The organism is Zhurongbacter thermophilus (genome assembly GCF_026184435.1).
In the GTDB taxonomy this organism is placed as follows: Bacteria; Coprothermobacterota; Coprothermobacteria; order Coprothermobacterales; family JAADFF01; genus JAADFF01.
The window spans coordinates 414,188-439,423 of sequence record NZ_CP046447.1; the positions used below are offsets into that span (position 1 = coordinate 414,188).

Genomic DNA, 25,236 nt, shown 5'->3' on the forward strand with positions numbered 1-25,236 from the left:
GGGGGGCATCGCTCCCCCTTTTCTTTTGATACAATACAAAGGCTATGAAAAGGGCGTGGAGTTATACAGTACTCTTAATGGGGATATTGTTTCTTATCTTAGGGTTTGCTTCCCCTTATTTGTGGTATTCTTTGCCGGTTAGCATGGAAGTTGGGGCTTTTCGGGTATACTCAACGGGAGAATCTCCGTACAATGTTATTATTGTATCTTCTATGTTTGATAGAGCCCTTTCTTATCGAGCTTACGCCTACAAACTTCAAGATAAAAATGTAGCCCTTGTTGAGTTTAAACAACCAATTCTCACGGCTTCAACGGTGAATTACTATGTAAAACAGATATCTTCCTTGGGGTCGACAGAAACTATATACATAGGCCAAGCCTTTGCTGGGGAAATAATTTCCCATTTTCCTAACTCTATCGTTGTATCTCCCACTACATTTACTATGACATCGACTATAGTTGTTGGTACATCGGATTTTGATGGTTCTCGTATAATAGCAGAGAAACTGGAGAAAAGAGGTATCCATGTTATATGGACAAAGGCTACCCATGTAACGATTCCATACGCTGATGGTATATGTAGGGCTTTGGGTAGTGAAGATTGTTCTTCTCTGTCGGGGCTGTTTTTCAAGATTGTTATGGCTATGATTGGTATGGTTTTTCTATTTTGGTGGCTGTATATGTCGTTAGGTGGTAAGCTTGAGCCTTCGTATGATGTACCTTCTGTTCGTGTATGGCTTTTGTTACTACTGCCTATGGTTGGCTTTGTCATTCCATTTGTTTTGAAGTTTTATAGATTGCCTATTCTTGGTATTGAGGAGCTATTGCCACTAGCAGGATTTGCCTTACTGGTTGGATTCTTTGCTGGTGGAAAGTACCGTTTTACCGATTTTGGTGTGGGACTCTTGCTGGCGCTTATTGTCTATGTGGTATTTATGATACCTATGTATTATCTTGGTATTATTCCGTATATAACTCTAAATAAACTAGCTGTGATACCAGTAATTGCCCTGTTTGTCTCACCATATACTGTAGCACTTGAGCGGTGGAGATATCATTTTAGCACTACGCCATTTGCAGGATTGTGGCTTCCCTTTGTTTATCTTCTTTTATGGTTTCCATTTTTATTATCGGCATTTTTCTATACCAGGCTTCCCTTTTACCATATCTTTTTCTACAGCTACAAATTCTTGTGGATACATATATTTATAGGATTTGTATCGTTACCATTCTTTAGAAAGCATCCAGACTATGTAGGTCTTATGAATGCCTATTTATGGGCCATTTATATGACGCTTCTTTTGGTGGAAATTGCTTAGCTATGAATATACTCCTTGGGTGCTTTGGCAATAGTTCTGAGAAGTTTATCCATATCTTCTTTCCATGATATAGATATACGCATGTGTCCTGTCATCCAGGATGGTTGTGCAAAAACCCTTACAAGTATTCCGTTTTCTTCTAAGAAGTATGAGAGTTTGTCGGGCTGGGCTACTCTTAGAAGTAGGAAGTTTGTTTCTGATGGATATACAACGATATCCATTTCCAGAAGTTTGTCTCTTATATCGTCTCTAATGTTTTCAATTTCTTCCCATACCCTTTCATAATCTTCTATATTCATAAGAGCTTCAAGAGCAGCCATTTGTGCTACTGGAGTGATATCTATATCACGACGTATTTTTCTTAACACTTCTATATTATCTTCATGAGAGATTACAGCCCCTATACGAAGAGAAGCCAACCCAAATGCTTGGGAGAAGGATCTAAGAATAATAAGATTAGGATAGTTCTCTATAAGGTCAGCTGCACCAATAAACGATGTATCGGCAAATGATACATAGGTTTCATCAATAATCAGTGGTACAGAGTCGGGTATTGTATCTAAAATATCCCATATGCGCTCTGCGGGTAAATATTGCCCTGTGGGATTGTGTGGGTTTGTGAGATATATACCGTGAGCATCATAAAGATCAAAGGCTTCTAATATCTCCTCAATTTCCAAAGAGTATATAGGAGTTGGTCTAACTGGAATGGGGTCTATACCGTTTATCTTCATTGTTTGATACGCATGTCCGTATGTAGGTATACGGTATACCATGCGAAAGTTTTTATAGGTGAATGTTCTTAGCACGCTGTCGAGGGCTGGGCTGGATCCAGGAAATAGCAGTATGTTTTCTGGTTTTACTCCTATTGTATCGGCAAATATTTCTACCAGTCGGGTCATTTCTCCATGTGGGAATAGGTTAAGTTTAGGATTTTCGGCCCATGTTTTTACTGCCTCTTCAACCTTAGGGTGAACATAGGGTAGCTCGTTCATGTGTAGTCTGATCATGTTTTCTGTATGTGGTTTGCGGTGATTTTTGAGAAATGGATCTTCCTGTATTTCAACAATGTGTGGATTAACCCATAGCCCTTTATTCATCTTCTTTTACCTCCAACCTTTTGACTTTATACCACGGTACATTACCTCTATTTTTTATTATGTCCCATAAAGCCAATGGAATGACAATGTATACATAGTGTAGAAATATTGTAGTCCATAAACCTTCAATGATAGCCTTCCCGATTGGCATATCCCTTTCTAAATTTAAACTTGCTATTGAGAGACCATATATGGCAAGAACAACAGGGACATATGTAACAAGAAATACCCACGATATATGGGTAAATATAGTGATAATAAGTACAGGGAGTACTGCTATAACAATACTGAAAAATATAAGAAGTGCTAATGCCATCATATCGCCCCATATAACACCGCTGATAGCCTCCATAATACCACCGGCAAACCACCGTATTTGTTGTTTAATGAAGTCGTGCCATGTGTATGGTAATTGAATAATCGTTTGTGGATAGTCTTTGAACCATAGCTTTTTCTTCATAAGGTAGAGCTTTGTAACAAGTGAAAAATCATCAACAAGAGTGTACGGATCCCAGCCGCCTATGGCTCTAATAACTTTCTTTTTAAAGAAGAATCCATTGCCTATAAGTAGAGAACGACCGATAAGACCTCCATGGGTGACAAGTTGTGCCCATGCAAACATGTTGTCTTGCATGCGTGTGAGAATATTTTGATTTCTGTTGAGACCTATATAGCCAGACAGCAGCACATCAACAAAAGGTGACATGATATAGGGTAGATGGTTTTCTATATAATTTTCGGGAAGTATTGTGTCTGCATCTATGACAAGTGCTATATCCCCTCTCATATAATCAAGTGCCTCATTGAGAGATTGGGGTTTGCGGGGTACTCCTTTTTTTCTGTATACTCTCAGCTGTGGTATTTCATCCATTAGTGATACAAGCAGTTCATATGTTCCATCGGTAGAATGGTCATCTATAACGATAATCTCTATATTTTTATGGGTTTGTTTGAGGAGCTTTCGAATGGTTGTTTCTATAACCTCTATCTCATTGTAGACCGGAATTATGATGCTGACAAGTGTCTCTTTGTCGTATGGTTCAGCCAGTTGTTCTAGCCGGTAGTTTCTATACATATAGTGGAGAAATCCAACCAACGCCGAGACAATAATAATAAGTATGTAAAACACAGATAAGCCGACGACTATATGTATAGGTGTAATTTCCACTATGCTCCCCCTTATTTAAATTGGTTCGTATGTAATACTACTGGCATTTTTAATACATTCCGGTAAGAAATACCAATTATTATCGGCTTTTACCTGCTCTATCTTACCATTTTGAATAATGTCTCTGATTATAAGGTCTCTAATAGATACAGTACTGCTGTGGAGTATACCTCTGTCCCTTGCCACTCTAAAGCCGAGGTATCCACCAGAACCACCGGCACGGTATGAATTGACAGCTACCTTATACTCCCTTTCTGGTATAAGATCTGCAGATACCCTCTCACCAAAGGGTTTAGACAGGTCTATAGTGTAGTGAAAGCCCCTGTAGATATCAAAGTTGTAAAAAGCCACAAGGGGGTTTCTTATTAAAGTTACCTTATCATCTTCGCACTGAAAGTCTTTAAAGTATTCTGCCGATTTTTCCAGCATATCCAGTATTTCTTTTCCTGTCATAGAGATAACATATAGGAGATTTTCATACGGATATATGCGGTAAATGTCTTTGATCTTTACAGGTCCTTTCTTCATGACAAATGGTTCTTTTCCCATGAAAGACTGAACACTGATATCTGCACCAGAGTATTTTTCCATAATATATAGCAGATACTCCATACCATCACTGTCTTTGACGGGAGTAAACTCCATATCATCTTCAAGAATACCAATTTCTTGGTTCATATATCTTACGGTAAAATTATGTAGCTCTTCTATAAACTGTGGTGTTTCCGTAATCTGCGATGGCACAAGTTTAATGTCTATGATATTAAATATGTTCTTGTCAATATTGACCGATACATGCATAAGGCCTTCTGCATATGGCGGTGGGGCTACTACCCATGTGTCGCCTATTTTTTGCGGTTCTTTTCTTTCATGGGTGTGTCCATGGAATATTAGAGGAAACTCACCTGGGAATGTCTGAAGTATTTCGTAAAGTGCATTTTCAAATGGTAGATGCCTTGTCTTTGCACCTGTTATAGGATCTTTTTCAAAGCCCATATGGGCAAGTAATATAACATGGTCAAAGTCTTCTTTTAATGTGGGAAGCCATCTTTTTATTGTCTGCACAGAGTCTTCAAATGTATACGGTTTGATATTGTCAGGATGTTCAAACCATGGTACAGCTGGTGTTGTAATGGCAAGGAGGGCTATTTTGACATCGCCAACATATATGGGTAGAAATGGTATAAATGCCTCTTTGTCTCCCCTGAGCACATTGGCCGCAAGATATGCAAACTTGCTGTGTCTAAATATGCTGTCTACAAAGTAGTAACCATAATTGAAGTCATGATTGCCTACTACAACACCGTCATAGCCCAATATCTCAAAGGCAGCCTTCATAGGATGACTTTCCGGACGATACATATATGTTGATATATGTGATATGGGACTACCTTGAAACGAGTCACCAATGTCTATCAAAGTAGTATGTCCGCTGTTTCTTACCTCTTCAATGTAGTTTTTTAGTCCCCATAAGCCTCTTGGTTTTCTCTCATCGGCAATATAGTCATATGCGTGAATATGTCCATGCACATCTGTTGTAGCAAGAATATTAAGGTGCAATGCTATCCCCTCCTGAGCCTCAAAATGGTTAACATTTCAATATGCCACGTTCTGGGAAACATGTCAATAGGTATGATTGTTTCTATTTCGTAATATTCGGATAGTAGGGTAATATCTCTAAACATTGCTGGTGGATGGCATGAAATATATGCTATCTGTCTTGGCTTATAATCAATAATCTTTTCTATGATTTCCTCTGAAATACCAGAGCGGGGAGGGTCAAGTACCAGAGTTTCTGTTCCCGGTAGTACATCATCGGCGACCTCTTCGGCCTTGTTAGGATATACGGTGATAGGAATCTTATTATTTTTACCATTGATTTTCATAGCCCTTGCCGATTCCCGGTTTGCCTCTACACCTATTCTGAAACCGTGATACTGGGCCAGTGGTAGCAGTAGTGCACCAACACCTGCGTACAAGTCTACGATCTTTTCTGATGGTTCAAGATGTGTTTTTAGTATATTAATGATGTGACTTAGCCCTTCGTTGTTTACTTGGAAAAATGCCCTTGGTGGGATAGTAATTTGCAGTCCATCAACTGTCTCTGTCAAACGTGAGTGGCCCCATGAGTTCCATATTTTTCCATGAAGTATTTCCCTATTGTTCTTGTTAATCATAGTGACAAGTCCTGCCCATTTGCCACGTGGAGGGAGTTTCTTGATGACAAAGCTCTCAGGTTCGTACATGACGATTATCATGAGCACCTTTCCACCGTGTTGTCGCATGACAACAGCCCTTGTTGTTTGAGGGAACTGTTCAACCTCGGCGAGTATCTCGGAGAATGACTTGGGTCCTAGAATACAGTCAAGGGTTGGAACAAGAGTTCGCTTGCCTCTTGACCAGAACCCCAATTTTCCACGGTAAAAGTGCCATGTGATGCGGTTTCTATATCTTACAGGCACTGTTGGTCTAATGTCTTCTACAGGTACACCTCCTAAGCCGCTACGGGATAACATGTCCTCTATCATGTGCTCTTTAATGGATAACTCATCTTCATAAGATACACTTCTAAATCGGCAGCCTCCGCACTGTGGGAATACCGGGCAATCTGGTGTCTTTCTCATGGGGGAAGGTTCGTTTATTTCCAGTAGTACACCAAAGTTGGTTCCCTTTTTACGCTGAACTATTTCATATGTGATTTTATCTCCAGGAAGTACATCGTCATCTATTAAAACAACACCCTCTTCAGGATCTCTTATAAGCCCATACCCACCATATACAATTTTTTCTACCTCGGCCATCTTCATAACTTATCCCTCCTATCTTATCTCTTATTCTATAATAAAGGGAAAGGAAAGGTGGAATGGATATGAAGTATACAAGGTATGTTGTTATATTTATGGTAATTGGTCTATTTGTGAGTGTGGCTTCTGTGTTTTCCGTTGCTTCTCAGGATAGTGGTATAGCTTGGATTTATCAGTCACCTCAGAAATATAGGGATCTATACCTTAGGGAGGCAGCTGTTTGTGGTGATATAGCTGTGATATCTCCTGTATCTGTTTCATCTGCTGGCGAGTTTTATCCGTTTACACAAGCTATAGATGTGCAAACTGGTAGTATTATGTGGACTGCCAGTGTAGGTGGTCATGTTATGTGTACCCGTGACGGGATATATCTCCTTGATGATTTTCAACATATTGCAAGGTATTTGTCTATATGGGGATATGTAGAGCGGGAAAGGTATGTCCCCGTGTCTCGTGGACGCTTTATGGTAAAAACGGACTATGGTATTGCCGTTTTGGAGTCTGATGGTACGGTGCTTATTATGGGAGCAGGTTTGACAGGTGGTGCATCTATTACAACATCGTATCCTCCAGCTATTGGTTCCCTGCTTGTGTCTGATGGGCAGATGCTCTTTTGGAAGACCCAAACAAATGACCACTATGCCATTGTAGGGTTTGATATTCTCCATGCAAAGGTGGTATGGGTAAAGCAGATTAATATCCACAAGTCTTATATGGCGCCATACGATAAGTACCTGTTTGTCAGTGGCTTTGAGAAGCTTTATGTTATAGACAAGATGAGTGGCAATATTCTACGCTCTTATGATGTGGCATATTATGAGCCGTATATTGTGGCTTCAAATGGAAAACTGCTTATTCCCCGTAAAGACTGGCTTGATGTGTTTGATAAAGACAACGGACTACTTGTTAGGGTTTATAAAGACAGCGACATGGTATTTTCTGCCTATTCTATAGCAGGTAGTCGTGTTATCAATGTAGATAGTGATGCTGGTAAAGCCTATGCCTGCACTATAACATCAGATTTGCAGTGCATAGCCCGTAAAGTCTGGACTTTTTCTGAAAATATGATTATGGGAGACAAGGTTTATGGTACAGGTCTGAACTTTGTTGTACCTGTCAAAGATGGATGGCTTGTATTTCTGACATATCGCACTGTACCCACAAGGTATATTAATGGCTATGAGGTTATATTCTTAGAGGATAAAGGGGTATCTCCCACAAATGAGTGGGAGACACCCTTTGGTGGTCCTGATGGTGATGGTATGCCGTAGATTATGATTTTTTCTTAGCCAGAAACTCTGGCACGATTTTACCATCTCCTGTAAGCACAAGCTTGGAGAAATATGCTTTGTGTTTGCCTCTACTGTATAACCTTACAGGTTTTTCTGTCTGTCCGTTTTCTAAGAGTTCTTTCATAATGTCGTGTGTTATTTTTCCGCCGTATGTGTTTTCTTCTACTACAAATGTGCATGTAGAAGGATTTTCAAGGGCACCTACACATGCATATCCTCTGTCAGTCTTAACGACATCCTTACCACACAGTGGACATTTACCTATGGCCTCACCCGATGTGGCTGTATGTTTAGGAGTCTCTTTTTCCTCTGCATTTTGTAGTGCAAATTCTGGCACAACCTTACCATCTTCTGTTAGCACAAGATGAGCCCTATAGCTTCTTCGCTTGCCACGGCTATATAACCTTACAGGTTTGGAAGTCTTTCCATTTTTTAGTAGCTCACGGGCCATATCTGGGGTGATTGTTCCGCCATATGTGTTTTTATAGATTTTGAAAGTACATGTTGGTGGGTCTTTCAGTGCATTTTCGCAGAAATAACCTTTGGACTTCACTATGACATTGCCACCACATAGTGGGCATTTGCCCACAATGGCATCTCTTTCTGTTGCCTCTGTGAGGTTTTCTCTAATCTTGTCAAAGTCTTTGCCTCTAATGGTTTCTATAATATGCCTTGTAAGGTCTACTACCTCGTTAATAAATTCTTCTTTTTTCTTCTTGCCCTCTTCAATAAGCCTCAATCTATGTTCCCATTCTCCGGTCAGTAATGGCTCTGTTAGTGTTTTTAGCCCTACACTTCTTAGGGTATCTATGAGCTCAATGCCTTTTCGGGTTGCCTTGAGGGCTTTGCCAACTCTCTCTACATAGCCCCTTTGAATGAGTGTCTCAATGATGGCAGCGCGAGTTGCCGGTGTGCCGAGTCCCTTGCCTTTCATGGCATCTTTGAGTTCTTCATCTTTAATGTCTCTGCCAGCCGTTTCCATCAGTTTAATGAGTGTTCCATCGGTATAACGGGCCGGTGGTTTTGTCTCTTTTTCCTCAAGCTTTATGTCTCTAACATTCAGTATTTCACCTTTGGTAACAACCGGTGTATTTTCCAGTCTCTGCATGTATGCTTCATAACTGCTGACCTTTTCTCCTTCTTCATCTTCACTAAAAGAGCTTTTTATAGAAAAAACATCGTATGGGTATATGGCAAGATATCCCCTGTTTGTCAGTATGCTTAGAGATGCTTTAAATGGTTCACCCGATATATCTATGTCTACATTTTGAGTAGTGTACTCTGCTGGTGGATAGAAAGAGGCAAAAAATCTTCGGGCTACCAGTTCATATGCCTTTTTCAATGTATCTTTCATGTTAGGATGAGGTTTTTTGCCTGTTGGCACTATAGCGTAGTGGTCTGAGACTTTGCTGTCGTCAAATAGTGATGGACGGTATTTAGCCGATATTCTAGCTACATCAAGTTCAGGAAACACATCGGCCAGCGCTTTGGCTATTTTACCTACCTCTTTTTTCATGGCACTGGGTAGGTGGTCAGAATCTGTTCTTGGATATGTGATAAGTCCCATTTCGTATAGATTTTGTAGGTAAGCAAGTGATGTTTTGGCTGTCCAGCCAAAGAGGGCTGATGCCGTTCTTTGGAATGTTGCCAGTCTAAATGGTAATGGTGGTTGTTTTTTTCTCTTGGATGACTTAACTGATTGTGCGATAGCTGTATCTGCCGAAGCCGCCTTTTCATATATTGTTTCTGCTTTTTTCTTATCCCATATCTTGCCATCACCATTGTCTCCTGCATGCCATGCACTAAATGAACCTTTTTTCTCCTCCAGTATGGCCTTAATTTTCCAATAGGGTATTGGTTTAAAGTTTTGGATTTCTTGTTCTCTGTCTACAATAATGGCTAGTGTTGGGGTTTGTACTCTACCTATAGAGAAGAGCTCTTTTCCCACGATAGTTATGGCCCTTGTGCTATTGATACCTACAAGCCAGTCTGCCTCACTGCGTGCTTCTGCCGCTTTGCCAAGGTTTTCCATTTCGTCTTCTTCTCTAAGATTTTTCATAGCCTTCTTTATGGCATCTTTTGTCATAGCTTGTAGCCATAATCTCTTAACGGGTTTATTGATGCCCAGTGATTTTTTGATATATCTAAAGATAAGTTCACCTTCTCTACCGGCATCCATGGCGTTAATAACGGTATCCGCATCTTTAAGGAGTTTCTTTATGGCCGTTATACGCTTTTTCGATGTTCCCTGTATTGGGGTAAGCTGAAATTCCTTTGGCACTATTGGAAGAAACATAAGTTTCCATGCTTTAAACTTTTTATCGTAGGCATCCGGTTCTGCCAGTGTATATAGGTGTCCCTGTGCCCATGTAATAATATAGTCGCCTACCTCAAAGTAGTCTTTTTCCTTTTTTGGTTTACCTAATGCTTTGGCTATGGTCTCTGCCACCGATTTTTTCTCTGTTATGATTAGGGTCTTACCCTTTTTCTTTGCCAAGGAGATCACCTCCTAAATTTACCCCTATTATATACAACATCCCGATATTTGGTGTGTGGCGGTATAATCATTATGTAAAAAACATAAGATTTGATAAGGGGGGATTTGCATGTTTGGCACTATTATGTTGGGCATCATTTTCTTGGTGCTTATTATCTTTATAGCTTCAGCTATAGTAATTGTTAGGCCTTATGAGGTTGGTCTCGTAGAGAGACTTGGAAAATTCTATAAAATGCTTTCTCCAGGTATCAACTTTGTTATTCCTATTATAGATAGGGTTATTAAAGTAGATATGAGAGAGCATGTTATAGATGTACCCCCTCAAGAAGTTATCTGTAAAGATAATGTTGTTGTGGTAGTAGATGCTGTTGTTTATTATCGTATCATAGATGCTCCTAAGGCTATTTACAATGTTGGTAATTATCTGCAAGCTATCATCAAACTGGCTCAAACAAACCTTCGTTCTATTATCGGTGAAATGGAGCTTGACCAGACTCTTTCTGGAAGAGAAGTTATCAATGCCAAGCTTCGTGAGGAATTGGATAAGGCAACAGATCAGTGGGGTGTTAAGGTAACCCGTGTTGAGATTCAGAAGATTGACCCTCCTGCATCTATCCAAGAAGCCATGGCAAAGCAGATGAAGGCTGAGCGTGAAAAGAGAGCCATGATTCTTGAGGCCGAGGGTATGAAGCAGTCTGCTATTCTGAAGGCCGAAGGTCAGAAAGAAGCTCAGATTCGTAAGGCTGAAGGTGATAAAATTGCCGCTATACTTCGTGCCGAAGGTCAGGCAGAAGCCATACGTAAGATTGTAGAGGCCCTGTCTACAGCAGATGAGAAATATCTTACTATCCAATATCTCGAGAAGCTACCAGAGATGGCTAAGCCGGGTAATATGCTTATTCCATATGATGCTCAGTCTTTGGCATCACTTCTGAAGACGATATCTTTTGTGTATAAAGATGGAGGCGATAAGTAATGGGGCATTTTCATATTGCCCTCTGGAATGCCTATTTTCTTATACTCCTGGGCATAGCCATTGTAGTACTTGATTTGTTTACTGTACTGTTTCTTACCCCTATTGGTGTTGCCCTTATTGTATGGGGAATTTTGGATATATTTGGTGCTCCTATAGTTGTGTCAGGTCTTGTCGCTATTATTACCTTGATTGTTGGTTATTATCTCTATGTTAAGTTTGCGCAAACGGTAAAACAAGGACAAGACTTTGGTTCTATTTCACTTATTGGTAAAGAGGGAGTCGTTAAGGAAATTTCCGATGATGGTAGTTTCATTGTAGAAGTCGATTTTGATATGTGGGTTGCCATTCCAGCTAAAGGTTATGAAAATAGGCAGTGGCGTGTGGGTGAGAAAGTTGTAGTAGAGGCTATAGATGGGGTAAAATTAATTGTTAAACCAAAAGAAGAGTAAAAACTGCGGGAGGGATTGAAGTGGAGGCAGGACTAGTAGGTCTTAAGTATAGTGGTAAAAGCACGATCTTTAAAGCACTAACGGAACATAAAGTTCAGACCAAAGAGGGTAGTGTTGTAAAAGGTGCTGCTACCGTTATGGATGAAAGACTTCTGAAACTGGCTGAGGTCTTTCATCCTAAAAAAATAACACCGGCAACAATCACATTTGTTGATGTGCCTGGCTTTACACCGGGTATGGATAAGAAGATGTATCACCAGTTTCTCAGTGAAGTTTCTAAGGTCGATCTCCTTATCAATGTTGTAAGGGCATTTGATGACCCTTATGCACCTCATCCACTTGGTGATATTGATCCTGTGAGAGATGCCACTGCTCTTGATGAGGAGCTACTGCTTAGGGATATGTCTTATACAGAGACAAGACTGTCTAATCGTAAGCTTGACAAAGATACAAGAGCTATCTTGGAGAAGATTCTTGCCTTTTTAGAAACGGAAAAACCACTCAGAGCTGGAGAGTTTTCTGATGAGGAATGGGCGTTTATACAGAGAGAAGGTTATCTAACGGCTAAACCTGAGATGTATGTACTCAATGTTGAAGATGGTTATGATGAGCAGTGGGAAGATGCCTTGCGTGCATATGCCGAAGAAAAAGGTGCACCGATGCTTGTGCTTAATGCCAAACTGGAGTCTGAGATTGCAGAATTACCGGAAGAAGAAAGGCAAGTCTTTATGGAAGAGTTTGGCATTACAGAGCCCGCAATCATGAGGCTTGCCAAAATGGCGATGGATATGATGGGACTGTCTTATTTCTTCACAGCTGGTGAAAAAGAGGTTAGGGCATGGACCATACGCAAAGGGGCCACTGCTGTAGAGGCAGCAGGAGCTATCCATACCGACATTGCCAAAGGATTTATTAGGGCAGAGATTGTTAGGTGGGATGATCTTGTAAAAGCCGGTGGTTGGAAAGAAGCTCATAATCAAGGGTTGGTGCGACTTGAAAAGAAAACGTATGTTATGCAAGATGGAGATGTAGCATTCTTCAGATTCAATGTGTAGGTGGTGTATATGAAGGTTAAAGTTGAGTTTTTTAATATGCTGAGAGACAAACTAGGTGGATTGAAATACATAGAAATGGAAGATGTCTCAACACTTAGAGATGTACTTCAGCGTCTTGATGAGATGTTCCCCCATATTAAAGGTGAGATATGGGATGGGAACAAGGTTAGAGATGACTACATCATAATGATTAATGGTAGGAATATGCTATTTGTTGGTAAGGAAGATGCACCTCTTAAAGATGGTGATGAAATCAGCATATTTCCGCCAGCAGCAGGAGGTTGATGTGTGTGGCATTTAGAAAGAAACTTGGTATTAAACACATTCTAGGTATCTTATTTGGAACGGCTATAGCATCGTTTGGTATGGTTGCTTTCTTACTTCCTAGAGACCTTGCCCCTGGTGGTGTGGGAGGTCTAGCATTGGTAACAAAAGCTGTGCTTCCTCTTCCAGATTGGGTTGGTATTGGTATGATTATGCTTTTTTATAACATTTTTCTGCTAATACTATCGTTTATTATTATTGGGCCTACATTTGGCATTGGCACCATTATTGGTACAGTGGCCTTTTCCTTCTTTATTGACCTGTTCAATAAACTGGGTATACCTCCTCAAGATGTGGTAAAGGAGTTGACAAAGGACCCGCTCCTTGCAGCTATCTATGGTGGTGTACTTGTTGGTGTAGGTTTGGGTATTGTCTTTAAATATGGTGGGTCCACAGGTGGCACTGATATTATTGGTATGCTTGTTAAACACTTCACAGGACTTCCTGTCGGTCAGGGAATGCTTATGGCTGATGGTACCGTTGTTACCCTGATGGGGATAGTTTTCAAGAGTTGGCAGGTTGTCTTGCTTGCCATTATCTCTATCTATATCACAGCTCTTGCTGTGGACATATTGCAGGAGGGTCTTGTAAAGAATAGAAAGTTCCTCATTATCACTGAGAAAGCCGAGGAAATGAAAAAGGCTATACTTGATGACCTTGGTCGTGGTGTAACGGTATTTAAGGCAGAGGGTGGCTATACTGGACAGCCGAAAGATGTGCTAATGGTTGTTGTTTCTCGTAAAGAGGTTGAAGACCTCAGAGAGCTCATTGCCTCTATTGATAAGAGAGCTTTCTATGTTGTCGAGGATGTTGCTATGACAGTTGGAGAAGGCTTTATTCCACATGATGCCATGTAGCTAGGTTGAATTTATACCAGCTGAGTAGATTTAGGAGGGCATATGCCCTCCTTTTTTCTTTTTAACAAAAGAATTTTGTGTGATATACTCAAAATGAATTTTGTCTGTATGGGGGGAAATATGGGGAATTATGCAGAAGTCTTAAATAGACTAAAGCAGTCATTTGGGGCAACATTTCCATTTTATGAGGGAAATCCCTATAAAGTTCTTATTTCGTGTATTTTATCTGCTCGCTCTCGTGATGAGAGAACATACCTTACTGCTGATAGATTGTTTGAAAAGTATCCAGAACCATGCCAGCTTGCTGAAGCCAAGCTGGAGGATGTACAAGATATCTTAAGACATTTGGGTTTATGGCGCGAAAAGTCCAAAAGAGTCATTGATGCGGCAAAGGTCATATGTGAGCTCGGATATGTACCCGATACATTTGAGGAGCTCACAAAGATTCCCGGTATTGGTCGTAAATGTGCCCATATAGTGCTTGCCTATGGTTTTGGCAAGAGGGTTGTAGCCGTTGATACTCATGTTAGGCGTATCTCCAAACGGTTGGGCATTGTGTCTCTTGATGCCAAAGATGAAGATATAGAGCGGGCATGGCTGTCTGTGCTAGGTGATGATGCCAAAGATATTAACCACTATCTTGTGGCACTCGGAAGAAAACTATGCGGACGTACGCCTAAGTGTAGTGAGTGTCCGCTTAATGATATATGCAAGAAACAGGGTGTATAAAAATCTTTCTTAGGGGGGATGCACGATGTCCGTATGGGACAAACTCTTTGGCGGTACTTCTCCTGTTGAGCTGATGATTCAGCATGGTCTTATTGTGGAAAGGGCTTCAGATCTTCTTCCTATTTTGTGGCGTAAGTACATTGCTGGTGAAGATTTTTCTGACATTGCAAAAGAGATCTACGACCTTGAGTCTCAGGCCGATGCCATCAAGCTAGAGATTAGGAAGATTCTCCATAGGGGATTTCTATACCGCTTTGAAAAGCATGACATTATTGAGTACATTAGAGTCCAAGATCGCATTGTTGATCTTATAGAAGATACCGCTAAGATTATGGGTCTTAATTATGTTGAATTACCGGAAGAAGCATCCAAGAAGATGGAGAATCTTATCGATTGTATTGAGAACATGATGGATGTGCTGAAGAAAGCTCTTAAGGAGCTGAGAAATGTTTTAGAGTCTGATTTTGCACGCAGAGAAGTAGGTAAAGAGAGACAGCTTGTGGAGGAAATGGCACAGCTTGAAAGTAAGATTGACGATGCCGTTTATGACTTTGGTAAGTGGCTGTATGCTCAAAAAAACACTATGAATCCTGTGGACATTATGTTTCTTAGAAATCTCGTGCTAACAATAAGTCATATTGCCGATGCCACGGAAAATGTGGCGGACAAAATCAACTCGATGCTGGGATAAAGAGGGGTGATGGGGGATGCATTTTCTTCTTATTCTTGGTTTTGCTATAGGATTTTTAATGGCTGTTGCCATTGGTGCCAATGATGCTGCAAACTCTATGGCTACGGCTGTTGGTGCCAAGGCTATTACGCCACGTCAGGCTATTCTTATCGCGGGTGTGCTTGAGTTTGTTGGTGCTACATTCTTTGGTAAGCAGGTGACAGAGACAATAAGGAAAGGTATTGTAGATCCAGCTAAGCTGTCGAGTTCTGATATTGTTGTTATAGGTTCTATGGCAGCACTCTTAGGGGCCGCCATATGGATTTTCTTGGCAACAAAGTATGGTCTTCCTGTGTCTACAACCCACTCAATTGTCGGTGGCATGATAGGCTACGGTATTGCTGCAGCAGGTTGGAGTGTTGTCAACTGGGATAAGGTTATTACAGTTACCATATCTTGGGTTCTTTCGCCTATTGTAGGTTTGATATTTGCATTTGTCATGTTCAAGTTACTGTCAGCTCTTATACTTCACAGTGATGATCCTGTAAAGAGCACAAAGATATGGGCCCCCGTTTTTATATCTTCAGCCTTTGTCATCATAGGTTTTTCGTTTGGCTTTAAGGTTATGCATGTGAGCTCATGGGCTGATGCAAGCATTTATGGTGTTGGATTTGGTGTTGTAGCACTGGTAGGTTCAATATGGTATGTGCTTTCTATTCTAAAGAAGGCTCAAGGTGATGAGTATAAAAAGGTTGAAGAGGTTTTTAGAATGGCTCAGGTATTTACATCATCATATGTAGCTCTTGCCCACGGTGCCAATGATGTTGCCAATGCCATTGCGCCTGTTGCCGCAATATACATAGCGTTGCAAACTGGTAAAGTGACGGCAACGGCAACAATTCCACGATATATTCTTGCCATAGGTGGTTTGGGTATTGCACTGGGTGTATGGTTGTTTGGTAGAAAGGTCATGACTACTGTTGGTGAAAAACTGACAGAGCTGACCAATACCAGAGGCTTTGTTATAGATTTTTCTACGGCAACGGTTGTTCTTGGTGCCTCTAACTTTGGTATGCCCATATCCACAACACATACTGTTGTTGGTTCGGTTTTAGGTGTAGGCTTTGCCCGTGGTGTGGGATCTGTTAACTTAGGACTGCTCCTTGAGATTGTGGCATCATGGTTCTTCACGGTGCCGGCCGCTGCCGTAGTCTCGTATATATTTTTCTACATATTGAAGTTTATTTTCCTGTGATATAGCATTGTATCTATAACACTGGGCGGGGGTATATCCCCGTCCCCTTTTGATATGCTAATAGCGAGGTGATGCGAAAATGAGAAGACTCTTGGTGGCTACATCTAATCCCCATAAACTGAGAGAGATGAAACAGCTTCTTGAGGGGCTGCCATATGATGTTCTCTCTTTGAGTGATGTTGACATAGATATTGTCATGCCCGAAGAAGATGGTGATACTTTTCGTGACAATGCCTATATTAAGGCAAGGGGCGTGTATGATCAGATAGTAGAGAAATACCCTGATATGTGGGTGCTTGCCGATGATAGCGGTATGAGTGTTGATGCACTTGGTGGTGCTCCCGGTGTGCATTCTGCCAGATATAAGGGGCTTTCTACACCCGAAGAAAGGCTGGAAGAAGTTTTGAGAGAGATGAAAGATGTGCAATGGGAGAACCGCACAGCCCATTTTATAACGGTGATGTGTCTTATTACACACTTTGCCGAAGTTTTTACAGAAGGTATTGTGGCTGGTTACATTACATTTGAGCCTAAAGGCAACAGTGGCTTTGGGTATGATCCCATATTTTACTATCCTCCTCTTGATAAGACATATGCCCAGATGAGTGCAGAAGAAAAGAATAGTATTTCTCACAGGGGTATAGCCAGTAGGAAAATGAAGGTTGTTCTTGAGAAGTTTGCACGGTAAAATGTATAAAAAGCAGGAGGCATGTCTATGAACTGTGGGGTTAGTAGCTAACATATGTATAACAGGTAAGATTACCACATACTACTGGATACTGTGTAGAGGCAGTTTCCGAGTTAGTTGTTTGTAAAAAATCCCCATTTACCGTTATCATATAAGTATGTGTTTCCTTGATGTTGAAAATATGGGAGGTGACATTTATGCCTATGGATATACCTAAGCATATAGACCCTAAAGATATTGAAGGCAAATGGTATGAAAGGTGGAAAAAAGACAAAGTTTTCCACGCAGAGGTAGACTGGAGCAAAAAGCCCTTTTCTATGGTGATTCCACCGCCTAATGTGACAGGCTCACTTCATATGGGGCACGCCCTCAATGTAACCCTCCACGATATTGTATGGAGGTTTAAACATATGCAGGGATATAACACTGTATGGGTACCGGGAACAGACCACGCCGGTATTGCTACACAGACTGTGGTAGAGAGAAAACTTCTTGCTGAAGAGGGTAAAACCCGCTGGGAACTGGGTAAAGAGGAGTTTATTAAAAGGGTATGGCAGTGGAAGGAAGAATCTGGCGGCCGTATCCTTTCCCAGATGGAGCGTATGGGTATATCTGTTGATTGGGATCGCCTACGCTTTACTATGGATGAGGTATGCTCTCGTGCGGTTAGAAGGGCATTCAAAACCCTTTATGATAAAGGGCTCATATATAGGGGAGATTATATCATAAACTGGTGTCCTCACGATATGACAGCTCTTTCTGATCTTGAGGTGGAGCATGAGGAGATAGATGGTTTTCTTGTGTATAGCAAATATCCATTTACCGATGGAACAGGCTACATGGTTGTTGCCACAACAAGACCAGAGACTATACCTGCCGATGTGGCGATAGCTGTTAATCCAAAGGCTGAGTATGTGCTTGTTGAGAAAGATGGTAAAAAATATTTGTTTGGTAAGGTTGTCGTAGATAATGATTCACTTGGTTGGGGTGAGTACAACGTAGTAGAAACCTATAAGGGTAAAGACCTTGTAGGTAAATTTGAAATGAAACTTCCTATTGGCCCTGAAGATAGGGTGATAGGTATTATTACCGATGAAGAGATTGACCCCGACTTTGGTACAGCTGCACTGAAGGTGACTCCAGCCCACGATGCTGTAGACTTTGAAATCGGTAAAAAGTATAATCTGCCCATTATCTCTGTTATTAACCTTGATGGCACAATGAACGAGCAGGCAGGGCCTGAACTTGCAGGACTTGACAGATTTGAGGCAAGAGATAAAGCAATAGAAATAATGGAGCAGAAAGGTCTTGTAGCCCTTAAGCAGCCTTATAAGATACCTGTAGGTAAGTGCTACAGATGTGGCACTATCATAGAACCGATGGTGTCTAAGCAGTGGTTTGTGAAGCTCACCGCCATGGTAGACGAGGCAAAGAAGACCGTTGAAGAGGGAAGAACACGTATTATCCCAGACAGATGGACAAAGGTGTACTTTGACTGGATGAACAACATCAAAGACTGGTGCATTTCCCGTCAGATATGGTGGGGACATAGAATACCAGCTTGGTATTGTAAAGATTGCGGCCATATTACTGTTGCGGAAGAGACACCAGAGAAATGTGAAAAGTGTGGTAGCACCAATATAGAGCAGGATCCCGATGTGCTTGATACATGGTTCTCATCTGCCCTGTGGCCATTTGAGGTCTTTGGCTGGCCTGAGGAAACAGAAGATCTGAAGTATTTCTTCCCAACATCTCTTCTTATTACCGGTTGGGATATTCTCTTCTTCTGGGTATCTAAGATGATATTTATGTCAGTGCACCTGACGGGTAAGGAGCCCTTTAAAGATGTCTATCTCCACGGTCTTGTCAGAGATGAAAAGGGCCAGAAAATGTCTAAGACAAAGGGTAATGTTGTTGATCCACTAGAACTTGTAGATAAGTATGGTGCCGATGGCTTGAGATTTGGACTTGCTCATCTTGTTAGCAAAGGACAGGACATTAAGTTATCTGAAGAGAAAATTGAGCATGGTAGAAACTTCATGACAAAGATATGGAATGCTTCCCGGTATATTCTTATGCGTCTTGATGGGGAAACCCCTGCTAGACCAGAAAATATGGAAAGCGAGTTAACTCTTCCATCTAAGTGGATACTGTCAAGGCTGACGCAAGTGAAAAAGCAGATGACAGAATTACTTGAAGACTATGAATTTGGTGCAGCGGCCCGTCTTATTGAAGATTTCTTCTGGAAAGAGTTTTGTGATTGGTATCTTGAACTGTCCAAATTTGAAGATACTGAGGCGACAAGGTGGACACTTCTTACCGTTTTAAAGGACAGTTTGAAGATGATACATCCATTTATGCCATTTGTCACAGAGGAGATTTGGAGTCTCCTGCCTGACTATGATGGCACATATATTGTTGAAAGTGGCTGGGTATCTCCTGATGAATATATGTGGGAAGATATCCTTGAAGAGGCAGATAAGTTTATGGAAGTAGTCAGAGGTATAAGGGCACTGAAGGCAGATATAGGCCTTGGCATGAAGAAAGTGCCTATGGTATATGTTAAAGGTGAGGGTATAGATGAGTTTATCCAGAGATGGGGTAAGTACATTGAAGGTCTTGCCAGACTGGAAAGCCTTGAGGGAGTAGACACAAAACCCCATGGTGCTTATTCTGTTGTTGCCCGTGATATTGTGCTGTATCTGCCCCTTGAAGGACTCTTGGATATTGAGGCAGAGAAAAAGAGACTCCAGAAAAAACTTGCTCAGCTTGAGAAAGAGATATCTCGTAGAGCGAAGAAGCTTGCCAATGAAAACTTTGTGAAGAAGGCCCCGGCAGAGGTTGTGGAGAAGGTAAAGGCAGAGCTTGAAGATCTCAGTAGTCAGAAAGAAAGGGTGCTTGAGCACCTGAAAGATTTAGAGGCATAAGAAAGGGGAGCTTCGGGCTCCCCTTTTTACATATTCAGATGCTTCCATATATCTTCTATGCGAGGTTTTACATCCTCCAGTATCCTATCTAGCTCTTCTATAGGGTGTGTATATATAAAAGGCTTATCCTTATGCCCCTTTTCATTTCTTATCATGTTTAGAAAAGCCTCTGAAAATGCATTGTTGGCAAATAGCCCATGTAGATATGTACCTATGATACGGTCTTTGTAGTACCCATCTGGTTTGCCATTTAGCATGAGAAAAGGTGAGTCTGTTTCTGTTATACCGTGGTGTATTTCATATCCCAACACAGCTATACCACCTATGACGGGAATATTTTTCATAACATAGCCCTTGCTGAGTCTCAGTATTTTATCCTGTCTAAAGATGGTACTGCCGGGTATTAGTTCCAGTCCTTTATATGCACCGGGTTTGTCCTCAATACCCTCTTCATCTACAATGCTTTCTGTTAGCATCTGAAAGCCACCGCATATGCCTATGATATATGCACCACTTTCCCATGCTTCCCTTATAGCCTTATCTATACCCATGCTTCTAACAAATCTCAGGTCTTCTACAACCTTTCTTGAGCCCGGTAGTATAACCACATCTGCATGTTCTATGTCCCTTATGTTTGTTGTAAATATGAGGTTGACATTGCCTATCAGTGGATCAAAATCATCATGATTGGCCATGTGGGGTGTTTGAATAACGGCTACAGTAATATCGTCTTGGTTGTGGGGTATATTTCTCTTCAGTGCATCCTCTTCGGGAAGATTGTGGTGAATATATGGTAAGACCACTGTGGGTATACTATATCTACGGTAGAGGTAATCTATTCCCTCTTTTAGTAGACTTTCATCTCCCCTAAATTTATTGAGAACAAACACCTTAATGTGATTTCGCTCATCCGGAGATAACAGCTCCATTGTGCCTACAATCTGTGCAAAGCTACCACCCCTGTCTATATCGGCCACGAGTATTCCGTCGGCGTCTGTGTACATAATGGGTCTCATATTGGTGATGTCATATTTTTTCAGGTTAATTTCTGCTGGCGAGCCGGCACCTTCTATAACAATGTAGTCGTGTGTTTTTATCAGTGTGTCAAGGTTTGCTTTTATAATCTCCCATAGTTTTTCGCGGTCTTTACTTACCCAATTTTTACTGTCTATACTGCCAGCAGGCTTACCGTTTATTATCATGTAAGACTCTGTAGGTGCCCCCGGTTTGAGAAGAATGGGATTGTATATAGGTGATGGAATAACCTCTGCTGCCAGGGCCTGATAGTATTGGGCAGAAGATATCTCATAACCTTCTGGGGTCACCTTGGCATTAAGCGACATATTTTGCCCCTTAAATGGCACTACATCGAGATGAAGAAACTTTTTCATATATCGTATGAGCAGTAAAGACAGTGTTGTTTTGCCGGCACCACTCATGGTGCCCAGTACACCTATAGCCTTTTTCATGCGAACAGTCCCACCTGAACTTCTTCCAGTGTATCGGCATCAATAAGTAAGGGTTTGCCGTGTATAGGTAGTGCCACATTGTATATGAGGAATGGATTTTCTGTTTTCCATACCCGGGCATGGTGACTATGTCCGTGAATGGTAATAGTAGGGGGATTGTCTCTGAGGGCATCACACAGCCGCATGCTTGTTAACCCACCCTTATCGTGGGTTTCTTCAATGGTGTTTCCACATACACCATAGTGGCTCAACAGTATTGTGTATGGTGTTTTGGCCTCTTTTACAGCCTGCTTTATCCACTCTATGCGCTTTTCATACCGCTCCTGTATGTCAGGTATATTTCTCATTTGCCAGCTTGTAGGTCTATCGAGTACACCTTCTGTGCCTATGATGGTGAAGTTCCCTAGAGTGTATGTTTCATCTTCTAAAAAGATAATATCAGGAAGAGCTTCCGGCAGGTGTTTTCTTACAAGTTCCTTGTCGGCATTGCCCCACACGGCGATGACAAGAGATGGCTTCCACACATGCATCATCTTTTCATACCACTCTATAAAAGGTTGGTAGACGGCCTTCTTGGTAAGGTCCCCGGCAATAAAAAGCACATCAATCTTTGGCAGTGGTAGTGTGAGCATGTGATAGGCATCACGGGCATACATAGGAATATGTATGTCCGATGTAAAGGCAAATATCACCTTTCTCACCTCTGTCCCATTTCTTTAACAACCTCATTAAGATGTTTCATGATTGTGTCTTCTATGATGGATACCGTATCTTCATCTGTTGCCGTTACATCTATGTCTATTTTGCCATCAAGAATATCTGCCACAACACGGCGTGCTGTTTCATAGCCTATGGCTTTAGCAAATTCTAAATCTTCTTCACTATTCCTGTCGAGCTGAAAATAGCTGATAACGCCCTCTTCACACACATCGGCTACCTTTGCTCCAAACTCTACAAGGTCAAGTATGTATTCCTTTTCCATCGCATATACCTCCTTTATATTCAATGTTTTTATGCATAGCCTATGCTTATGATACAATGAAAGTGTAGGTTATTCCTCATATTTAGGGAAGGGAGGGATGTTCTCTTGGCCCGCATAGGCACAATCCTCGGTGAGCCCGGGGAAAGACTTCTTTTAATGGGTAATGAGGCCATTGCCCGTGGTGTTCTTGAGGCCGATGCTGCCGTTGCCAGCACATATCCCGGTACTCCATCATCTGAAATTCTTATGGTTCTTTCAGAGGTAGCTCCCAAAGTTGGACTTTATGCTGAATATTCTACCAATGAAAAGGTTGCATTTGAGGTGGCTCTTGCCGCATCGTGGAATGGACTCAGGTCTGTTGTCACCATGAAGCATGTTGGTCTCAATGTTGCAGCAGATTCCTTTATGTCTGCTGCGTATCAGGGAACAAAGGGCGGTATGGTTGTAGTGACCGCCGACGACCCCAGCATGTGGTCTTCTCAAAATGAGCAAGACAACCGCATGTATGCCATGTTTGCCAATGTTCCTGTGCTTGATCCTATGGATCCACAGGAAGCCCTTGAGATGACAAAGTATGCTTTCCAGCTTTCTGAAGAGGTCGGTTCTCTTGTTATGCTTCGTCCTACAACAAGGGTCAGTCATACAAGGGCAGATGTTAAGATTGGTGATCTTCCGGAGAACAAGAAAAATGCCGTAAGACTCTGGGGACACTTCGAGAAAAATCCAGAGAAATATGTTGTACTTCCATCTCGTGCCAGAAGAATGCATCCAGAGGTTCTTGAGCGTATAGAAAAGGCAAGAGAAATTCTGGAAAATGCACCATTCAACTGGGAAGAGGGTAGTGGAGAGATAGGTATTATTGTATCTGGTATCTCCTATGTCTATCTGAAAGAAGCCCTTCACAAGCTTGGTATCGAAGATAAGGTTTCTATACTCAAGATAGGTACACCATTCCCTCTACCACTAAAGAAAGTGGAAAGCTTCCTCAGAAAGTTTGAGGGAGGAAAAGTGCTTGTTATTGAAGAGCTTGAGCCTATTGTTGAAAACCAGATTAAAGTTCTTGTGTACGATAAGGGTATTAATGTGGAGATACACGGCAAAGACTACATTCCTCGTATCTATGAGATGACAACACGCCGTATTATAGAGGCTCTTGAGAAGTATCTCGGTATGAAGCATGATGTAGACTTTGCTGCCATTGATGAGCATTTTAAAAAGGTATCTGAAAAATTGCCACCAAGACCACCGACACTCTGTCCTGCATGTCCGCATAGAAACACATTCTATGCTATTAAGCGAAATGCCAAAGGTAAAGGTATTTATACAGGTGATATTGGCTGTTATTCTCTTGGTGCGTTGAAACCTCTTGAGACAATGGATACTATTGTTTCTATGGGTGCATCTATAGGTCTTGGTACCGGTATGGCACATGCTCAGAAAGATAAGAGAGTTTATGCCATCATTGGTGATTCTACATTCTTCCACACAGGTCTATCTGCCCTTGCCAATGCCGTATATAATAAAGCACCCATGACAGTGGTTGTGCTTGATAACCGTATTACTGCTATGACAGGTCATCAGCCTGATCCCTCTACAGGACTGACTGCTACAATGGAGCCCACCAAGTTTATTGATATAGCCGAGATTGCTAAGGCTATGGGTGCAGATTATGTTGCTGTTGTGGATTCTTATGATATTCCAGAGCTTCTCAAGGTGCTTGAAGAGGCAGATAAACATCAGGTATCTGTTGTTGTTTCTAGACAACCATGTTCTCTTCTCAGGACTCGTATTCAGAGGAAGAAAGGCGAGTCTTGGCCACTTTATCAGGTTGATCCTGATAAGTGTACCGGTTGCAAGGTCTGTATTAATGCCCATGGTTGTCCGGCTATTTCCTTTGATAAGGAAAAGAATGTGGCAGTGATAGACGAAGTTATGTGTTGGGGATGCTCTGGCTGTGCTCAGGTATGTCCATTTGATGCCATTTATGAAAAACTGCCCGATGGTGGCAGAAAGTATGATGTCCTTGATGAAGAGAACAAGAGGAGGTGGCAGCAGTGGAATTCAATGTTGTAATATCTGGTGTAGGTGGTCAGGGTATTCTCACAGCTGAGCATCTCCTTGCCCAGACTGCTCTGAGAAAGGGATACAAGGTTAGAGCCGGAGAGATTCATGGTCTTGCCCAGAGATTTGGCAGTGTTGTAGCCTTTGTAAGATTTGGTGAGACTGTTTATGGCGGTAGTGTACCTGATGGTATGGGAGATCTTATTCTTGGGTTTGAGCCAGTAGAGACTATGAGATATATCAACTTTGTTAAAGATGGCGGTGTTGCCATTGTCAATACAAAGAAAATTCCACCTGTACAGGTTTCTATGGGGCTTTATGAATATCCATCGTGGGATGAAATTAAGTCTTGGCTTTCTGAGAGAAATATCAAACTTATAGGTATTCCAGCTGAGGATTTAGCATTAAAGGCTGGTAGTGCTCTTGCTGTTAATACTGTCATGGTTGGTGCCGCTATTAAGCTTGGCCTTTTGCCATTTGAGCCTGAGGATATCAAAGATACTATTAAGGAAATATTCCCAGCGAAACTCCACGATCTGAACTTCAAGGCATTTGACCTTGGCTACGAGGCAGAGCCTGAAATTGCATAAATGGTTAATAGTAGTAAATAAGTG

At 41.5% G+C, this 25,236-nt stretch carries 22 protein-coding genes; 14 read left to right on the plus strand and 8 right to left on the minus strand.

Annotation, left to right across the window (positions count from 1 at the left end; all coding sequences use genetic code 11):
• Positions 1-131 precede the first annotated feature (131 nt).
• Complete coding sequence (locus GM182_RS01860; protein WP_449186906.1) at positions 132-1,319, plus strand: hypothetical protein; 1,188 nt, start codon at positions 132-134, stop codon at positions 1,317-1,319.
• On the opposite strand, the gene GM182_RS01865 is transcribed toward GM182_RS01860, so the two are convergent.
• From GM182_RS01865 to GM182_RS01880, 4 genes are read right to left on the minus strand one after another with little or no spacing between them, the layout of a single operon-like run.
• The gene (locus GM182_RS01865) at positions 1,316-2,419 is read right to left on the minus strand and encodes a pyridoxal phosphate-dependent aminotransferase (RefSeq protein ID WP_449186907.1); all 1,104 of its coding nucleotides are present in this window, start codon (positions 2,417-2,419) and stop codon (positions 1,316-1,318) included. The genes GM182_RS01860 and GM182_RS01865 overlap by 4 nt on opposite strands.
• Positions 2,412-3,587 carry a glycosyltransferase family 2 protein gene (locus GM182_RS01870; protein ID WP_449186908.1) on the minus strand — a complete coding sequence of 392 codons (1,176 nt, stop codon included), beginning with the start codon at positions 3,585-3,587 and terminating at the stop codon, positions 2,412-2,414. Before GM182_RS01870 ends, GM182_RS01865 begins: the two co-directional genes overlap by 8 nt.
• Before the next feature lie 15 nt (positions 3,588-3,602).
• The gene (locus GM182_RS01875; RefSeq protein WP_449186909.1) at positions 3,603-5,147 is read right to left on the minus strand and encodes a bifunctional metallophosphatase/5'-nucleotidase; all 1,545 of its coding nucleotides are present in this window, start codon (positions 5,145-5,147) and stop codon (positions 3,603-3,605) included.
• Positions 5,148-5,149: 2 nt separating this feature from the next.
• A complete protein-coding gene (locus GM182_RS01880; RefSeq protein ID WP_449186910.1) occupies positions 5,150-6,394 on the minus strand; it encodes a class I SAM-dependent RNA methyltransferase in 1,245 nt (414 codons plus the stop codon).
• Between the two features lie 62 nt (positions 6,395-6,456).
• On the opposite strand from GM182_RS01880, the gene GM182_RS01885 reads away from it, so the two are divergent.
• The gene (locus GM182_RS01885; protein ID WP_449186911.1) at positions 6,457-7,662 is read left to right on the plus strand and encodes a hypothetical protein; all 1,206 of its coding nucleotides are present in this window, start codon (positions 6,457-6,459) and stop codon (positions 7,660-7,662) included.
• A gap of 1 nt (position 7,663) precedes the next feature.
• Here the strand turns inward: GM182_RS01885 and GM182_RS01890 are convergent, their stop codons facing one another.
• Positions 7,664-10,180, minus strand: coding sequence for a DNA topoisomerase 3 (locus tag GM182_RS01890; protein ID WP_449186912.1), 2,517 nt, complete (start codon positions 10,178-10,180; stop codon positions 7,664-7,666).
• Between the two features lie 109 nt (positions 10,181-10,289).
• Here GM182_RS01890 and GM182_RS01895 point away from each other — a divergent pair, with 109 nt between their 5' ends.
• The 10 genes from GM182_RS01895 (at position 10,290) to GM182_RS01940 (ending at position 20,110) form a co-directional block, all read left to right on the plus strand.
• On the plus strand, positions 10,290-11,156 hold the full coding sequence (locus GM182_RS01895; RefSeq protein ID WP_449186913.1) for an SPFH domain-containing protein: 867 nt from the start codon (positions 10,290-10,292) through the stop codon (positions 11,154-11,156).
• The gene (locus tag GM182_RS01900) at positions 11,156-11,605 is read left to right on the plus strand and encodes an NfeD family protein (protein WP_449186914.1); all 450 of its coding nucleotides are present in this window, start codon (positions 11,156-11,158) and stop codon (positions 11,603-11,605) included. Before GM182_RS01895 ends, GM182_RS01900 begins: the two co-directional genes overlap by 1 nt.
• Positions 11,606-11,625: 20 nt before the next feature.
• Complete coding sequence (gene ychF / locus GM182_RS01905) at positions 11,626-12,660, plus strand: redox-regulated ATPase YchF (RefSeq protein ID WP_449186915.1); 1,035 nt, start codon at positions 11,626-11,628, stop codon at positions 12,658-12,660.
• Positions 12,661-12,669: 9 nt separating this feature from the next.
• A complete protein-coding gene (locus GM182_RS01910; protein WP_449186916.1) occupies positions 12,670-12,945 on the plus strand; it encodes a MoaD/ThiS family protein in 276 nt (91 codons plus the stop codon).
• 5 nt (positions 12,946-12,950) lie between these two features.
• Positions 12,951-13,841: a YitT family protein gene (locus GM182_RS01915; protein WP_449186917.1), complete on the plus strand. Its 891-nt coding sequence runs from the start codon at positions 12,951-12,953 to the stop codon at positions 13,839-13,841.
• 120 nt (positions 13,842-13,961) lie between these two features.
• Positions 13,962-14,570 (plus strand): endonuclease III domain-containing protein, encoded by a 609-nt coding sequence (locus tag GM182_RS01920; protein ID WP_449186918.1) that lies wholly within the window; start codon positions 13,962-13,964, stop codon positions 14,568-14,570.
• A gap of 25 nt (positions 14,571-14,595) precedes the next feature.
• Positions 14,596-15,261: a DUF47 domain-containing protein gene (locus tag GM182_RS01925; RefSeq protein ID WP_449186919.1), complete on the plus strand. Its 666-nt coding sequence runs from the start codon at positions 14,596-14,598 to the stop codon at positions 15,259-15,261.
• A gap of 16 nt (positions 15,262-15,277) precedes the next feature.
• Positions 15,278-16,495, plus strand: coding sequence for an inorganic phosphate transporter (locus GM182_RS01930; protein WP_449186920.1), 1,218 nt, complete (start codon positions 15,278-15,280; stop codon positions 16,493-16,495).
• A 79-nt stretch (positions 16,496-16,574) separates the two neighbouring features.
• Positions 16,575-17,183, plus strand: coding sequence for an RdgB/HAM1 family non-canonical purine NTP pyrophosphatase (gene rdgB, locus GM182_RS01935; RefSeq protein ID WP_449186921.1), 609 nt, complete (start codon positions 16,575-16,577; stop codon positions 17,181-17,183).
• Between the two features lie 197 nt (positions 17,184-17,380).
• Positions 17,381-20,110 (plus strand): valine--tRNA ligase, encoded by a 2,730-nt coding sequence (locus tag GM182_RS01940; protein WP_449186922.1) that lies wholly within the window; start codon positions 17,381-17,383, stop codon positions 20,108-20,110.
• A gap of 26 nt (positions 20,111-20,136) precedes the next feature.
• Here the strand turns inward: GM182_RS01940 and GM182_RS01945 are convergent, their stop codons facing one another.
• From GM182_RS01945 to GM182_RS01955, 3 genes are read right to left on the minus strand one after another with little or no spacing between them, the layout of a single operon-like run.
• Positions 20,137-21,579, minus strand: a complete 1,443-nt coding sequence (locus tag GM182_RS01945; protein WP_449186923.1) for a cobyric acid synthase — start codon at positions 21,577-21,579, stop codon at positions 20,137-20,139.
• A complete protein-coding gene (locus tag GM182_RS01950; protein ID WP_449186924.1) occupies positions 21,576-22,271 on the minus strand; it encodes a metallophosphoesterase family protein in 696 nt (231 codons plus the stop codon). The genes GM182_RS01945 and GM182_RS01950 overlap by 4 nt, the downstream gene beginning before the upstream one ends.
• Positions 22,272-22,276: 5 nt before the next feature.
• On the minus strand, positions 22,277-22,561 hold the full coding sequence (locus GM182_RS01955; protein WP_449186925.1) for a hypothetical protein: 285 nt from the start codon (positions 22,559-22,561) through the stop codon (positions 22,277-22,279).
• A 156-nt stretch (positions 22,562-22,717) separates the two neighbouring features.
• Here GM182_RS01955 and iorA point away from each other — a divergent pair, with 156 nt between their 5' ends.
• Both iorA and iorB read left to right on the plus strand, forming a co-directional pair.
• Positions 22,718-24,634, plus strand: a complete 1,917-nt coding sequence (gene iorA, locus GM182_RS01960) for an indolepyruvate ferredoxin oxidoreductase subunit alpha (RefSeq protein WP_449187268.1) — start codon at positions 22,718-22,720, stop codon at positions 24,632-24,634.
• Positions 24,616-25,212, plus strand: a complete 597-nt coding sequence (gene iorB / locus GM182_RS01965; protein ID WP_449186926.1) for an indolepyruvate ferredoxin oxidoreductase subunit beta — start codon at positions 24,616-24,618, stop codon at positions 25,210-25,212. Before iorA ends, iorB begins: the two co-directional genes overlap by 19 nt.
• Positions 25,213-25,236: the final 24 nt, after the last annotated feature.

What these genes read in the sequence shown, in the direction of transcription:
- GM182_RS01865 (WP_449186907.1), bottom strand. Translation starts at nt 2,419, where the DNA reads ATGAATAAAGGGCTATGGGTTAATCCACACATTGTTGAAATACAGGAA.
- GM182_RS01880 (WP_449186910.1), bottom strand. Translation starts at nt 6,394, where the DNA reads ATGAAGATGGCCGAGGTAGAAAAAATTGTATATGGTGGGTATGGGCTT.
- GM182_RS01885 (WP_449186911.1), top strand. Translation starts at nt 6,457, where the DNA reads ATGAAGTATACAAGGTATGTTGTTATATTTATGGTAATTGGTCTATTT.
- GM182_RS01895 (WP_449186913.1), top strand. Translation starts at nt 10,290, where the DNA reads ATGTTTGGCACTATTATGTTGGGCATCATTTTCTTGGTGCTTATTATC.
- GM182_RS01900 (WP_449186914.1), top strand. Translation starts at nt 11,156, where the DNA reads ATGGGGCATTTTCATATTGCCCTCTGGAATGCCTATTTTCTTATACTC.
- GM182_RS01910 (WP_449186916.1), top strand. Translation starts at nt 12,670, where the DNA reads ATGAAGGTTAAAGTTGAGTTTTTTAATATGCTGAGAGACAAACTAGGT.
- GM182_RS01920 (WP_449186918.1), top strand. Translation starts at nt 13,962, where the DNA reads ATGGGGAATTATGCAGAAGTCTTAAATAGACTAAAGCAGTCATTTGGG.
- GM182_RS01925 (WP_449186919.1), top strand. Translation starts at nt 14,596, where the DNA reads ATGTCCGTATGGGACAAACTCTTTGGCGGTACTTCTCCTGTTGAGCTG.
- GM182_RS01930 (WP_449186920.1), top strand. Translation starts at nt 15,278, where the DNA reads ATGCATTTTCTTCTTATTCTTGGTTTTGCTATAGGATTTTTAATGGCT.
- rdgB (WP_449186921.1), top strand. Translation starts at nt 16,575, where the DNA reads ATGAGAAGACTCTTGGTGGCTACATCTAATCCCCATAAACTGAGAGAG.
- GM182_RS01940 (WP_449186922.1), top strand. Translation starts at nt 17,381, where the DNA reads ATGCCTATGGATATACCTAAGCATATAGACCCTAAAGATATTGAAGGC.
- GM182_RS01945 (WP_449186923.1), bottom strand. Translation starts at nt 21,579, where the DNA reads ATGAAAAAGGCTATAGGTGTACTGGGCACCATGAGTGGTGCCGGCAAA.
- GM182_RS01955 (WP_449186925.1), bottom strand. Translation starts at nt 22,561, where the DNA reads ATGGAAAAGGAATACATACTTGACCTTGTAGAGTTTGGAGCAAAGGTA.
- iorA (WP_449187268.1), top strand. Translation starts at nt 22,718, where the DNA reads ATGGGTAATGAGGCCATTGCCCGTGGTGTTCTTGAGGCCGATGCTGCC.